Raw genomic sequence first — 12,890 nt, forward strand, 5'->3', positions numbered from 1 at the left:
TCGTCGCACCGTCCTCGCCGCGCAGGATTTGCGCGCCTTTTCGGTGAGCGCGCATTCCTTTCGCCTTGGGTGTGGCCGTCACCCGGGGCCGGGGTTTTTGTCCAAGTCTTGTTCAAGTTCTACTTCCGCATCGCATGGGCATTGCTAGGTTGCGCGGCGTGCTCTGCGCGCCCCGCACCGTCCTGGCCGTGAGTCTCGGCATCGCGCTCGGCGTCGCGGTGGGCCTGGGAGGCTTCACCTTCGTCTACGCGAAGGGCGCGTCGTATCTGCGGGACGACCCGGCCGCGTGTGCCAACTGCCACATCATGAATGAGCAGTACGACGGCTGGCGCAAGAGCAGCCACCACGCGGTGGCCACCTGCAACGACTGTCACACGCCGGCGGGCTTGATTCCCAAGTACTACACGAAGGCGAGCAACGGCTTCTGGCACTCGTACTACTTCACCACCGGCACCTTCCCGGACCCCATCCGGCTGCGTCCGGGCAACCGGGTGGTGACGGAGAGCGCGTGCCGCAAGTGCCACGCCTCGATTGTCGAGGCCATCGAGACGCCCCCCGCGGGCCACGCGCAGGTGGCCCCTGGTGAGCAGCTCCAGTGCCTCACCTGTCACAACTCGGTGGGCCACCCCGAAGGCTCGGGCAACCCCGAGCTCATCCGTCAGGAGATTGCACGATGACCGAGCCCCAGAAGGCTCCTGGGAAGCGGCGCTGGTTGAGCGGCGTCCGGCTGGTGGTGGCGGTGGCCGTGGCGGCCGCGCTGGCCTCGGCGGGCGTCACCGCGCTCCTGGTCAACATCATGGAGCGCAAGCAGGAGGCGCGAAATCCGTTCTACCGGGTGGTGGAGCTGGACGACACCATCACCGACCCCGCCGTGTGGGGGAAGAACTTCCCGCTCCAGTACGACAGCTACAAGCGCACCGTGGACCAGCAGCGCACCCGCTACGGCGGCAGCGAGGCGGTGGCGCGCACGCCCACGAAGGCGGACCCGCGCTCGGTGGTGGCGCAGAGCCGGCTGGAGGAGGACCCGCGCCTCGTCACGATGTGGAGCGGTTACGCCTTTGCCACCGACTTCCGCGAGGAGCGCGGACACGCGCACATGCTCGAGGACCAGGTCTTCACCGAGCGGCAGCACGTGACGGCGCAGCCGGGCACCTGCATCCACTGCCACGGCAGCGTGTATGTGCCCTACAAGAAGCTGGGCGACGGGGACCTCATCAAGGGCTTCGAGAAGATGAACCAGCTGCCCTTCGCCGAGGCCCGGAAGCTCGTGGACCACCCGGTGTCCTGCATCGACTGCCATGACCCCACGACGATGCAGCTGCGCGTCACGCGCCCCGGATTCATCGAGGGCATCGCCGCGCTCAAGGCCAGCCAGGGCGTGCCCGACTTCAAGGTGAACGAGCACGCCACCCGCCAGGAGATGCGCACGTACGTCTGCGGGCAGTGCCACGTCGAGTACTACTTCAAGGGCAAGGAGAAGCGCCTGACCTACCCGTGGGCCAAGGGCATCCACATCGAGCAGATCATGGCCTACTACGACGAGGACGGGCACACCGACTGGACGCACAAGCTCACGGGCGCGAAGGTCCTCAAGGCGCAGCACCCCGAGTTCGAGATGTACAACCAGGGCATCCACGCCAGGAGCGGCGTGGCCTGCGCGGACTGCCACATGCCCTATCAGCGCGAGGGCGCCATGAAGGTCAGCGACCACCACGTGCGCAGCCCGCTGCTCAACATCAACCGCGCCTGCCAGACGTGTCACAAGTGGAGCGAGGCGGAGCTGCTCAGCCGCGCGGAGGCCATCCAGACGCGCACCTTCGAGACGCGAAACATCGCCATGGACGCGCTGGTGGACCTCATCCACGACCTGCAGAACGCCCAGAAGGCGGGCGTGTCCGACGAGGCGCTGGCCAAGGCGCGGGACTACCAGAAGCGCGCCCAGTTCTACCTGGACTTCGTGGAGGCGGAGAACTCGATGGGCTTCCACGCGGACCAGGAGGCGGTGCGCATCCTGGGCAACTCCATCAACTTCTCGCGCCTGGGACAGAACGCACTGCGCCCCGAGGGCGGGGCCTCCACCTCGCCGGACACGCGGCCCCAGGGTGCGCCGAAGCCGGTGCCCGCGGCCGCGGAAGGGACGCAGCAGGGCTCGCGGTGACGCGTCGGTGAGACACGGGGCGGACGGGCTTCCCGCCCCGTGCTTCACGTCGCGCGAGACGACTCAGGGACAGAAGCAGGCGCCCCGGCAGTCGAAGTCGCGATAACAGATGTTGGTGCCACACGCGGCGGTGCAGGTCTCCAGCGTGCCGTAGTAGTTGCTCGTGGAGTTGCACGTCCACTTCTGCGGGCAGATGGCCATCGCCGAGACTTCACCCTCGGAAGAAGGCGCCTCGCTGGAGATGGCCTCGGGCGCCTGCTCGGGCTCGCTCGGCGCGCCACCACCACAGCCGGTGATGGAGAGCGTCAGGGCGGCGACGGCCGCGATGAGCGACGAGGTGATTCGCATGGGAGACTCCTGGAGTGCTCTGTGGGGGCCAGCGGGGGATTGCTGGCTTTTGCAGGCTATTCCATGAATTCTTGCCCCCGCAACCCTGCGGTCATCCGGTTGCAAGAGGCGCGTCGTCAGTCCAGCAAGGACGGGATGGGGAGGATGGCGTCGAGCGGCTGGCCTCGGCCGAGCTGCCCGTCGGAGTTGCTTCCCCAGGACCAGACGGTGCCATCCGGCTGGACGACCAGCATGTGCTCGCCGCCCACCGCGAGAGACGTCGCGCCGCTGGTGATGCCGGACACCTGGACGGGGGCCGCGCCGCCACTCCAGGCGCCGTTGCCGGCCTGACCCCAGGGTGTGTTTCCGCCCGTCCACAGCTCGCCGCTGAGGGTGATGGCCGCGGACGCGTCCTCGCTGGTGACCACCTCGAGCATCCCCGGGATGACCATGGGACGCGGGCTGTAGTTGCTGGGGCTGCCCAGTCCCATGCCGGCACGGGAGGCGCCATGGCCCCAGCTCATCCCGCTCCCATCCGCCAGCAGCGCCATGCCGTGGTGGGTGCCGCCGCCGATGGCGAGGACATTGCTCAGCCCCGGAATCAGGACGGGTGTGAGCCGCTGGGTGGTCGTGGTGTCGGCGAGCTGGCCATAATCATTGCGTCCCCAGGCCCAGGCGGACCCGTCGTAGCGGATGGCGTAGGACGTGTGAGGTCCCGCGACGACCTTCATCACGTCGCTCAGGTTGGAGACCTGGACGGGCGTGGTCCGGGAGACGAGCGTTCCATCCCCCAGGGCGCCGTGGGTGTTGTCGCCCCAGGCAAAGATTGTCGAGTCGTCGCGCAGGGCGAGGCGGTGGGTGGCGCTGGTCGAGATGGCGATGATGTTCTGGAGTCCCGGCACCTGCGTGGGCGTCAGCGTGCCGCCGCCCCAGGCCCAGACCGTGTTGTCGTCGCGCAGGGCCAGGGACGTCCGGCCCGCCGCCGCGATGGCGATGACGTTCTGGAGTCCCGCGACAGGCGCTGGGAGGACGCGGCGCGAGGTGGTCCCATCGCCCAGCTGCCCCGCCTCATTGGAGCCCCAGGACCAGACGGTGCCCTGGGCGCTCAGCAGCAGGGAGTGCGCGGCGCCGGCCGCGACGGCGAGGGCGGGCTCGGTGAGCGGGATGAGTCCGGGGAGCGGATACAAGGTGACGGCGCCGTCACCGCGCTCGCCCTCATGGCTGGTTCCCCAGGTCCAGAGGGTGCCATCGCTGCGCAGCGCCAGGGCATGCGTCTCGCCCCCGGCGACCACCGAGACGCCCGTCAGCCCCGACACCTGGACCGGGGTGGCGCGGCGCTGCTTGGTGCCGTCTCCGAGCTGGCCCTGGGTGTTCTCGCCCCAGCTCCACACGGTGCCGTTGGACTTGAGGGCGAAGGAGGTGTCGAGGCCCGCCGAGACGTCGGTGACACCCGTGAGCCCGGCCACCTGGACGGGGGAGAGGTGGAGCGTATAGGTCGTCGGGTCCTGCATCCCCCAGCTCCACACGGTGCCGTCCGACTTCGCGGCCAGCGTGTGCCTGGGGCCGATGCTCACGGCCACGACGTTCGTCAGGCCGGGCACCTGCACGGGGACCATGCTGTTGCCCTGGGTGCTGCCGATGCCCAGCATCCCGAACTGGTTGCTCCCCCAGCACCAGAGCGTGCTGTCCGAGCGGATGGCACAGGAGGTCATGTACCGGGCGAACACGGCGACGACGTTCGTCAGCCCGGGGACGGGCGCGGGGGCGTAGCGGGTGCTGTCGACTCCTCCGTCGCCGAGCTGGCCTTCACCGTTGTAGCCCCAGGCCCACACCGTGCCATCGCCCTTCACCGCGAGGGTGTGCATGTCTCCGGCGGCCACCGCCACGACGCCTGTCAGGTTCGGGACCTGGACGGGCGTGGGGCGAAAGCCGACGGGGCCGTAGGGAAAGTCAGGGGTGCCCAGCTGTCCATGGGTGCCATCGCCCCAGGTCCAGACGGTGCCTCCCGAGCGGAGCGCCACGGAGTGGTAGTCGCCCGTGGCCACGGAGGTGATGGACGTCAGGCCGGGGACCTGCACCGGCGTGGCGGTGCTGGCCGTGCCGGGCTGGCCGAGCTGGCCGCGGAGGTTCTGCCCGGCGGCCCACACCGTTCCATCCGAGCGGATGGCGAGCGAGTGGCGGCGATTCGCGGCGAGCTTGACCCGGGGCCGCGTGCGGGAGATGGCGGTCTCATGTCTGCCTTCAGCCGGATGGTCGACGTCCGCCTCCTGCTGACCACAGCCCACGGACAGCAGGAGTCCCAGCGTGATACCCAATACACCGCGCAACCGTGATGACGACGGATGTGACATTCGACCCTCGTGTGAGATTGAAGCGGCGTCGAGACGAGGGCTGGGATTTCTTATTTAATGGGATAATCCGAGAGAGGCGTGGTCGTGCTTCCGCCGTGAAGACTTCGCCCCTCAGGGCGGCGCGTTCGTCACGGGCCCGGGCGGTTTCGCCACATCCCTCGCATCGCGTTCGTCAGCGCCCGGTACGAAACGCTCCTCCAGCGCCACCGGTGTCCTCCGGCGGCCCGTAGCGAGGAGCGTGTGCATGCGTCGCCCGATGTCCCTCAACGTCCTCTTCCTGGCGAGCGCCCTCACCCTGGCCTTCGTGCCCGGGTGTCAGGACGCCCCGCCCATCGACCCCACCCCCGGGCCGCTCGGCACCGTCTCGCAAGGGCTCACCTGCGGCGGCAGCCTCATCCCCGTGATGTCGGCCCGCGACAACCCCGTCAGCGGCCTCGTCATCGCCTCCAGCGAGTTCAACGCGTCCAACCCCGCCTGGCACGCGGTCGACGGCAGCGACAGCACCATGTGGCTCACCGCGAGCGGCCAATCCACCGCCTGGCTCACCTACGAGTTCTTCGACGGCGCGCGCACGCTCTCCCACTACGCCATCAAGTTCTCCAATGGCTCACTCAACAACCGCGCGCCGCGCGACTGGACGCTCCAGGGGTGGTCCGGCAGCGCGTGGAACACGCTGGACACCCGTACGCAGCAGACGAACTGGGGCGGCGCCGAGGAGCGTGAGTTCTCCATCACCACCCCCGGCGCCTACAGCAAGTACCGTCTGATGGTGACCGAGGACAACACCGCCGGCACGGGCGTGGATGTCCTCTCCATCGGCCGGCTGTCCTTCTACAACTGCGCCTGCGCCACCATCGTCAACCAGGTGCCCGCCATGACGAGCGCCACCGCGCCCTCGGGCACCGTCACGGGCTCCGGCTTCCTCCAGGTGGGCAATGAGCCGTGGAAGGCCTTCGACAACGTCGACACCTCCGCGTCCATGTGGCTCTCCTCCAAGGCGACGCCCTCCTGGCTCTCCTACGAGTGGCCGGGCGCCGCGCGTGTCCTCACCCGCTACGCCCTCAAGTTCCCCAACGGCGAGGCGACCACCCGCGCGCCGAAGAGCTGGACCCTCCAGGCCTGGAACGGCACCGCCTGGGTGGTCGTCGACACGCGCGTGGACGAGTTCAACTGGGCGAGCGCCGAGCGGCGCGAGTACCCGCTCAGCCTCCCCAGGGCCTTCAATCGCTTCAAGCTCGACATCACGGATGACAATGACCCGCGCACCGGCGTGGAGACCGTCTCCCTCGCGCGCGTGGAGTTGCTCGGCTGCGAGCGCGACACCACGCCGCCCATCGTCCCCTCGTTCTCCGCCTTCACCCCGGCCTCGCCCGGCAACCAGACGTCCATCACCCTCAACGGCGTCACCGAGGGGAACGCCACCGTGCGCCTCTTCTCCGGAGGCACCTGCGCGGGCTCGCCCATCGCGACCTTCCCGGCCACGGGCTCGGGCGCCTTCTCCCGCGCGCTCACCGTGGCGACCAACACCACCACCACGTTCTCCGCGAAGGCCGAGGACCTGGTCGGCAATGTCTCCGCGTGCTCGGCTCCCGTCAGCTACACGCACGACAACGTCGCGCCCGTCACCCCCTTCCAGCTCGCCTTCGTCCCCAGCGACACGGGCTCCGAGCTGAACCCGCAGCTCGAGGGCCGCACCGAGGCCGGCGCGGTCGTGCTCGTCTTCCGGAGCGCCAACTGCTCGGGGTCCGTGCCGACCACCGCCACGGCGCACGCCACCACCGGCGTCTTCAGCACCAACCGGGCGGTGTTCGCGAACACGGTGACGACCTTCTCCGTGCGCGCCGTGGACGCCGCGGGGAACCTGTCGGGCTGCACGTCCGTGGCGTACACGCATGACTCCGTCGCGCCGGCCGCGCCGACCTTCACGACGGGGCTGGTGCCCCTGTCCCAGGGCTCCATCGTCGCCGGCATGCGCGTCCAGGCCGAGCCCCGCTCGCGCCTCTTCCTCTTCTGGGGGAATGACTGCGCCAACCCGACGAGCACCGATGTCGCGGTGGACAGCGGCGGCAGCGCGCTGGTGCCCCTGGTCGCGAGCCAGGTCGGCGTCCCGATGTCCCTTCGCCTCCGGGACATGGCGGGCAACCTGTCGCCGTGCGTGGCCGTCGAGGAGACCTGCTTCGCGGGTTTCCGCGACTGCGACGGTGACCCGGTCAACGGCTGTGAGACCTCGGTGATGGAGGACGCGGCGAACTGCGGCGCGTGCGGCACCGTGTGCGCCGGCGCGCCTTCCGCCAGCGGGGTCTGCGGCGCGGGCACCTGCGGCCTCGCCTGCGCGGTGGGCACCTTCGACTGCGATGGCAGCCCCCTCAACGGCTGCGAGTCCAGCACGGCCTGCGCGCCCGGCGTGTGTCAGGTGTCGCCGGAGAACGAGCTGCTCATCACGGCGCTGCCCGTGGTGGAGGACCCGGTGCGGACCGTCAACGGCGGCGCCTGGACGTTCGGCACGCTGATGCGGCGCATGAACGGCGGCCAGAATCCGTCCGAGATGATTCGCACCTGGCTCAAGACATGGGAGACGAACCAGGTCATCGCGGGCCTGCCCGTCGCCGGACGTCCGAGCATCCTCCCCGACGTGCTCACGCCCTGGGAGACGCGCAGCGGCGGCCCGTCCGCGCCGCTCGACTTCAACACCGCGCCCTTCCGGCTGCTCGCCATCGTCAACCGCATCGACCTGCGCAGCGAGGGCACGCACTCGGGTGAGGGGCGCTTCGTCTTCGGTGTCACCACGCCCGCGGGGCTCGACCTGCCCTTCACCGTCATCCTCGAGTACATGCTGCCCGGCGACGGCCCGGAGGACATCCAGCGCTGGGCGCGGGACTGGCACGAGCTGGGCTCGCTGCCGCTCGGCAGCCCTCTCTACAACGCGAAGCTCCAGGCCCTCACCGACCGCTTCACCGAGCCCTTCGTCGCGCAGGGCCGCTTCATGGGCAGCGCCATCCACCAGGTGCGCACCAACGAGAACGCGCTGAACCCGCTGTGGGAGCTGCGCGAGTTCCACTTCGGTTCGAACGGGCTCGTCCCGTCCCCCGTGGCCCTCACGCCGGAGCTGAGCCTCAACAACTCGCCCCGGCTCGCGAGCTTCGTGCAGGAGAACGCCGCGGCCATCCTGGCCGGCACGCACGAGGTGCCCTCGCTGTACCAGGGACAGGCCTTCGTCGCCGGCTCGGCCCTGACGCCCTTCGGCCTGACGTGGTCCATCCCCGGTGCGGACCCGGAGGTCCGGCATCGCTTCTCGCTCAACACCTGCAATGGCTGCCACGCGGGTGAGACGCAGACGCCGTTCCTCCACGTCTTCCCGCGCTCCGCGGGAGCACCTTCGTTCCTGTCGCCCTTCCTCGTCAGCGCGCAGCCCGTGCCGGACCCGCTCACTGGCACGCCCCGCGTCTTCAACGACCTGGGACGACGGGATGACGATTTGGAGACGCTGGTGTGCGGCGCTCCGCAGGCGCTGGCGCCGAGCCTGGGCTCGGTGGGGGAGGGGCTGCTCGCGCCTCGCTCGCTGAGTGGCTCGTCGGCGCCGAAGTCGGACGCGGTGCCGGGCTTCCCGCCGCGCTCGAACCTGCCCCCGGGCCGCGTGCACTGACGCGCGGACGTCGTCACCGGAAATGAACGGGCCGGGCTCCATGTCACGTGCATGGAGTCCGGCCCGAGTGTTTTCGCGAAGTGGGTCCGGCTACTTCTTGGAGCTGCGCAGGTAGCGATAGAACTCCGAGTCGCTCCCGAGGAAGAGCGAGGTGGAGCGGTCCATCACCTGGGGGTAGGCCTCCAGCGTGCGCATGAACTGGTAGAACTCCGCGTCGCGACCGAAGGCGTCGGCGTAGATGCGCGTCGCCTCGGCGTCGGCCTTGCCGGTGATTTCCTGCGCCTTGCGGTAGGCCTCGGAGCGGATCTCCTTCAGGTCGCGCTCGCGCTGGCCGCGAATCTCCGCGGCGCGGCCCATGCCCTCCGAGCGTGAGCGCTCCGCGGTGCGCCGCCGCTCGGAAATCATGCGCTCGAAGACCTTCACCTGGACCTCGTCGACGTAGTTGATGCGACGAATCTGCACGTCGACCAGCTCCACGCCGAACTCCTTCACGATCTCCGCCGCGCGCAGGCGGATCTGCCGGGTGAGCTTGTCGCGGCCCTGGGCCACCTGCTCCTGCGACTCGCCGCGCTCCTCCTCGGTGGTGTACTCGTCGTCCTCGAACGGGCGGTTGGTGGAGCGCACCGCCTCAATCAGCGCGAAGGACGCGATGGTGTTGCGTGTCTCGCCGTCGATGATGTCGTCCAGCCGGGACTGCGCGTTGCGCTCGTCGCGCAGGCGCTGGAAGAAGCGCAGCGGGTCGACGATGCGCCAGCGGCCGAAGGTGTCCACCCAGATGTACTTCTTGTCCTTGGTGGGAATCTGGTTCGGGTCGCCGCGCCAGTCGAGCCAGCGCTTGTCGAAGCGGTTCACCGTGTCGACGAAGGGCTGCTTGAAGTGCAGGCCCGGCTCGGTGATGGACTGGCCGCGGGGCTGGCCGAAGCGGGTGATGACGGCCTGCTCGTGCTCGCTCAGGGTGTACGTGCTGGAGAAGCCCAGCACGATGGCGAGCACCGCGACGCCGAGGACAATCGTTGCCACGCGGCTCATCGCTGGGCCTCCGTCGTGTGCGCCGCGCCGGCGGCCGCGGAGTCCGGGCCGTCCATGCGCAACATGGGCGTGAGGCCCTTGAGGTTCTCGTCCATGACGACCTTCTGGCCGGTGCTGGTGAGCACCTGGCTCACGGTCTCCAGGTACATGCGGCGGCGGGTGACCTCGGGCGCCTTGCGGTACTCCTCGTAGACGCGGGTGAAGCGCTCGGCCTCGCCCTTGGCGCGGTTGACGCGCTCGATGGCGTAGCCCTCCGCGGAGCGCAGCGCCTCCTCGGCCTCGCCCTTGGCGCGCGGGATGGCGCGGTTGAGCTCGGCGAAGGCCTCGTTGATGGCGCGCTCCTTCTCCTGGATGGCCTGGTTGACCTCGTTGAAGGATGGCTTCACGGGGTCGGGCGGGTTGACGTCCTGGAGGACCACCTGCTGGATGTCCACGCCCGTCTCGTAGCGGTCCGCCAGGTCCTGGAGGAGCAGCTTGGACTGGGTGGCCACCGTCTGGCGGCCGGTGGTGAGGACCTCGTTGACGGAGTGGTCACCCACGACGGCGCGCATCGACGCCTCGGAGATGTCTCGCAGCATCCCCTCCACGTTCTTCACCTTGAAGAGGTACTTGTACGGGTCCTTGATCTTGTACTGGACGATCCACTCGACCACGGCGACGTTGAGGTCGCCGGTGAGCATCAGGGACTCGCGCTTCATGTCGGAGCCGCTGGCGGCGTAGGACGTGTTGCGCGCGCCCACGGACTCGGTGCGGAAGCCGAACTCCGCCTTGAGCTGGCGCTGCACCGGCACCTTGACGATGCGGTCGATGCCGTACGGCAGCCGGAAGTGCGGACCCGGCTCCACCGTGTCCACGAAACGCCCGAGCCGCAGGATGACGCCGACCTCGTCGGGCTCTACCTGCGCGTAGCTGGTGAACAGGCCCACCAGCAGGGCCAGGCCGACGCCACCGAAGAGCAGCCGGCGGCCCAAGCCTCGTTTGAGCTGCCTGCGCAGCTCATCCAGCACATCACCAGGATCCCGGCCATTCGGCTCGGGCTTCAATACGCGGGGGTCCCATGCCATCCTTCAGTCTTTGGACTACATAACATCCAGATGCAAGCGGGAACCCGGTCGCCGAGTGAAACAAGGGGCCACCTGGTTCCCTGGTGGCCCTCGTGAGATGGCGAGCACTCGGGGCCGGTCGTCCGGCTCACCGCGCGAGGCGAAGGCGCAGGGAGGGGGCGAGCTTGAGGGAGAAGACGCCGAGCACGCTCACGGCCTGGCTCGCGAGCATCACGAAGCCCAGGGTCGACAAGGTGGCGGAGTGGACGAGCATGAGGGCCACGCTCCCCAGGACCCAGGTGCCGTCCACGAGCAGGTGCACCAGGAGCATGCTCGTGGCGACGGGCGATTGGGTGGAGGCCCAGACGTTGATGCCGGCCCAGGGCACCAGGAACACGCCCAGGCCGAAGAGGAAGGACGGCGGCAGCGTCCATCCCGCGAGCGTGGTGAGCGGGGTGGCGACGAACAGCAAGGTGACGCCCATGCTGAAGGCGGCGAAGGCATCCAGGCGATAGACGAGGCGGTCGTTCATGGGGAATCCTCGGGTGATGGGATGCCTCGAAGACTCGGTGTTGCCTCGACTGCCCCGCAATGACCTGGGAGGGAAGTGTGTGGCCACCTCGCGTGTGGGCGCGCGATGAAGCGGACCGCGCTCCGGGAGGTCGAGGTGTCGACCCGGCGTCCGCGCAAGGGTGTCCCGAAGCCCCGGAGCGAGCTGGGGGCGTTGCTCAAGGACTGGCGCGCGTCGCGGGGCAAGAGCCAGCTGGCGCTGTCGTTCGACGCGGAGGTGTCGCCCCGGCATCTGGCCTTCATCGAGTCGGGCCGGACGGAGCCCAGCCAGGACATGGTCCTGCGATTGGCGGAGGCCTTGGGCCTGGGCTTGCGTGAGCGCAACGCGCTGCTGGTCGCGGCGGGGTATGCGCCCCAGTTCGGTGAGAGTGATTGGAACAGTGAGGAGATGCGCGAGCTGCGACAGGCGGCGGCGCTGATTCTCGGCGCGCACGAGCCGCATCCGGCGCTGGCGCTGGACGCGGCGTCGACGGTGCTGGATGCGAACGCGGGGGCGCTGGCGATGATGGGGCTGGGGCGCGACGCACTGGGGCGCACCAACCTGATGGACCTGGTCTTCGCGCCCGGGCGGGTCCGCTCCGCGATTGGGAACTGGCAGGACATCGCGGGCTACCTGCTCGGGCGGTTGAAGGAGAACGCGCGCCTGCGGGGGCCCGGGTCCGAGGTCGCGAACGTGCTGGCGAGAGTGCTCACGTACCCGGACGCGCGAGAGCTCCCCGCGAGGATGCCTGGCCGCTCCGCGGGCGTCCTGGTTCCGCTGACGTTCGTGGTCGATGGCGTCGCCACGCACTGGTTCACGACCGTGACGACCTTCGGGGCGCCGCTGCATGCCCTGGCGGAGGAGGTCACCATCGAGCAGTTCTACCCCCGCTGAGGTTCGGGGTGGGCGTGAGGGTTTGCGAGGTCTGCCTTCTGTCCTGGCGGCATTCTTCCAGTCGGGTGCTCTCGCGTGAGGGATTGGGCTTCTGTCCTCTCCAGGCAATGGCATAGGGTTGTCGCCAAACCCTGCTCGTGCAATCGGGAGGTACTGTCATGGACAGCGTGAAGTCCTACTCAGACTTCGAGAAGGAAGTGGACCCCCATGGGGATGCGCGGGCCGAACCGCTCATCATCCAGTTCGGCTTCCCGGGCAGCGGCTCCACCTTCGTCTGGCAGGTGCTCAACTCCATCCTGGGCAACGTGAAGAAGACCCACAAGTGTCCCCAGTTCCGGCCGGAGGACCGCGTGGTGGTCACGGTGCGGGACTTCCGAGACATCCTCTGTACCTACTTCAAGCGCGCCAACCTGCCCGTCACCAAGGCGAGCATCGACTTCCTGGTGAAGGAGCACGCGGAGGACAACTCCTCGTTCAGTGATTTGTACCGCGTCAGCGAGACGTGGGGTGACCGGAAGAACGTGCTCTGGCTGCGGTACGAGGACTTCTTCGGCAACTTCGATTACCTGTTCGGGCAGATCGAGCGGTTCTTCGGGATGAAGCTCACGGACGAGCAGAAGGAGCGGGCCCGCTCGAGCTACTCGTTGGAGGCGAACAAGGCGCGCTCGGAGCGCGTCGCCGTGGTCTGCCGGCAGGAGGGCGGGGCGGGGTGGATCGACGAGAAGTGGCAGGCCTACACCATCGACGGCATCAACGGGCTGCACGTCACGGGCGATGGCTCGGTGGGCAAGTGGCGGCAGATCATCCCGAAGGAGTGGCACGGCTACGTCAACGAGCTCCTGGCGGAGCCCCTGAAGCGCTACGGCTATCCGCTGGAGTCCTGAGGAGGGGTTCC

10 protein-coding genes are annotated in these 12,890 nt (G+C 69.0%); 5 read left to right on the top strand and 5 right to left on the bottom strand.

Features of this window, described 5'->3' with window-relative positions:
• Positions 1 to 158: 158 nt before the first annotated feature.
• Together nrfH and VZQ01_RS26950 are read left to right on the top strand one after the other, a co-directional pair.
• Entirely contained in the window at positions 159 to 677 is a 519-nt protein-coding gene (gene nrfH, locus VZQ01_RS26945) for a cytochrome c nitrite reductase small subunit (RefSeq protein WP_223747217.1), read from the top strand.
• Positions 674 to 2,158, top strand: coding sequence for an ammonia-forming cytochrome c nitrite reductase subunit c552 (locus VZQ01_RS26950; protein WP_426745064.1), 1,485 nt, complete (start codon positions 674 to 676; stop codon positions 2,156 to 2,158). Before nrfH ends, VZQ01_RS26950 begins: the two co-directional genes overlap by 4 nt.
• Positions 2,159 to 2,221: 63 nt before the next feature.
• On the opposite strand, the gene VZQ01_RS26955 is transcribed toward VZQ01_RS26950, so the two are convergent.
• On the bottom strand, positions 2,222 to 2,506 hold the full coding sequence (locus VZQ01_RS26955) for a hypothetical protein (RefSeq protein WP_223781484.1): 285 nt from the start codon (positions 2,504 to 2,506) through the stop codon (positions 2,222 to 2,224).
• A gap of 116 nt (positions 2,507 to 2,622) precedes the next feature.
• Positions 2,623 to 4,836, bottom strand: a complete 2,214-nt coding sequence (locus tag VZQ01_RS26960) for an RCC1 domain-containing protein (RefSeq protein ID WP_426745065.1) — start codon at positions 4,834 to 4,836, stop codon at positions 2,623 to 2,625.
• Positions 4,837 to 5,080: 244 nt separating this feature from the next.
• Between VZQ01_RS26960 and VZQ01_RS26965 the strand changes: the two genes are divergently transcribed.
• On the top strand, positions 5,081 to 8,479 hold the full coding sequence (locus VZQ01_RS26965; RefSeq protein WP_426745066.1) for a hypothetical protein: 3,399 nt from the start codon (positions 5,081 to 5,083) through the stop codon (positions 8,477 to 8,479).
• Between the two features lie 90 nt (positions 8,480 to 8,569).
• Here VZQ01_RS26965 and hflC read toward each other — a convergent pair whose 3' ends face one another.
• From hflC to VZQ01_RS26980, 3 genes are all read right to left on the bottom strand, one after another.
• Positions 8,570 to 9,508, bottom strand: a complete 939-nt coding sequence (gene hflC / locus VZQ01_RS26970; protein WP_248546311.1) for a protease modulator HflC — start codon at positions 9,506 to 9,508, stop codon at positions 8,570 to 8,572.
• The gene (gene hflK / locus VZQ01_RS26975; RefSeq protein WP_223747224.1) at positions 9,505 to 10,572 is read right to left on the bottom strand and encodes an FtsH protease activity modulator HflK; all 1,068 of its coding nucleotides are present in this window, start codon (positions 10,570 to 10,572) and stop codon (positions 9,505 to 9,507) included. The genes hflC and hflK overlap by 4 nt, the downstream gene beginning before the upstream one ends.
• Positions 10,573 to 10,699: 127 nt before the next feature.
• Positions 10,700 to 11,083 (bottom strand): hypothetical protein, encoded by a 384-nt coding sequence (locus VZQ01_RS26980; RefSeq protein WP_223747225.1) that lies wholly within the window; start codon positions 11,081 to 11,083, stop codon positions 10,700 to 10,702.
• Positions 11,084 to 11,218: 135 nt separating this feature from the next.
• Between VZQ01_RS26980 and VZQ01_RS26985 the strand changes: the two genes are divergently transcribed.
• Positions 11,219 to 11,995 carry a helix-turn-helix domain-containing protein gene (locus tag VZQ01_RS26985; RefSeq protein WP_267699536.1) on the top strand — a complete coding sequence of 259 codons (777 nt, stop codon included), beginning with the start codon at positions 11,219 to 11,221 and terminating at the stop codon, positions 11,993 to 11,995.
• Between the two features lie 158 nt (positions 11,996 to 12,153).
• Positions 12,154 to 12,879: a sulfotransferase domain-containing protein gene (locus tag VZQ01_RS26990; protein ID WP_141327776.1), complete on the top strand. Its 726-nt coding sequence runs from the start codon at positions 12,154 to 12,156 to the stop codon at positions 12,877 to 12,879.
• Positions 12,880 to 12,890 lie beyond the last annotated feature (11 nt).

It is taken from the genome of Myxococcus faecalis, assembly GCF_050039385.1.
Lineage (GTDB): Bacteria > Myxococcota > Myxococcia > Myxococcales > Myxococcaceae > Myxococcus > Myxococcus fulvus.

What these genes read in the sequence shown, in the direction of transcription:
- VZQ01_RS26955 (WP_223781484.1), bottom strand. Translation starts at nt 2,506, where the DNA reads ATGCGAATCACCTCGTCGCTCATCGCGGCCGTCGCCGCCCTGACGCTC.
- VZQ01_RS26960 (WP_426745065.1), bottom strand. Translation starts at nt 4,836, where the DNA reads ATGTCACATCCGTCGTCATCACGGTTGCGCGGTGTATTGGGTATCACG.
- VZQ01_RS26990 (WP_141327776.1), top strand. Translation starts at nt 12,154, where the DNA reads ATGGACAGCGTGAAGTCCTACTCAGACTTCGAGAAGGAAGTGGACCCC.
- VZQ01_RS26965 (WP_426745066.1), top strand. Translation starts at nt 5,081, where the DNA reads ATGCGTCGCCCGATGTCCCTCAACGTCCTCTTCCTGGCGAGCGCCCTC.
- hflK (WP_223747224.1), bottom strand. Translation starts at nt 10,572, where the DNA reads ATGGCATGGGACCCCCGCGTATTGAAGCCCGAGCCGAATGGCCGGGAT.
- hflC (WP_248546311.1), bottom strand. Translation starts at nt 9,508, where the DNA reads ATGAGCCGCGTGGCAACGATTGTCCTCGGCGTCGCGGTGCTCGCCATC.
- VZQ01_RS26980 (WP_223747225.1), bottom strand. Translation starts at nt 11,083, where the DNA reads ATGAACGACCGCCTCGTCTATCGCCTGGATGCCTTCGCCGCCTTCAGC.
- VZQ01_RS26950 (WP_426745064.1), top strand. Translation starts at nt 674, where the DNA reads ATGACCGAGCCCCAGAAGGCTCCTGGGAAGCGGCGCTGGTTGAGCGGC.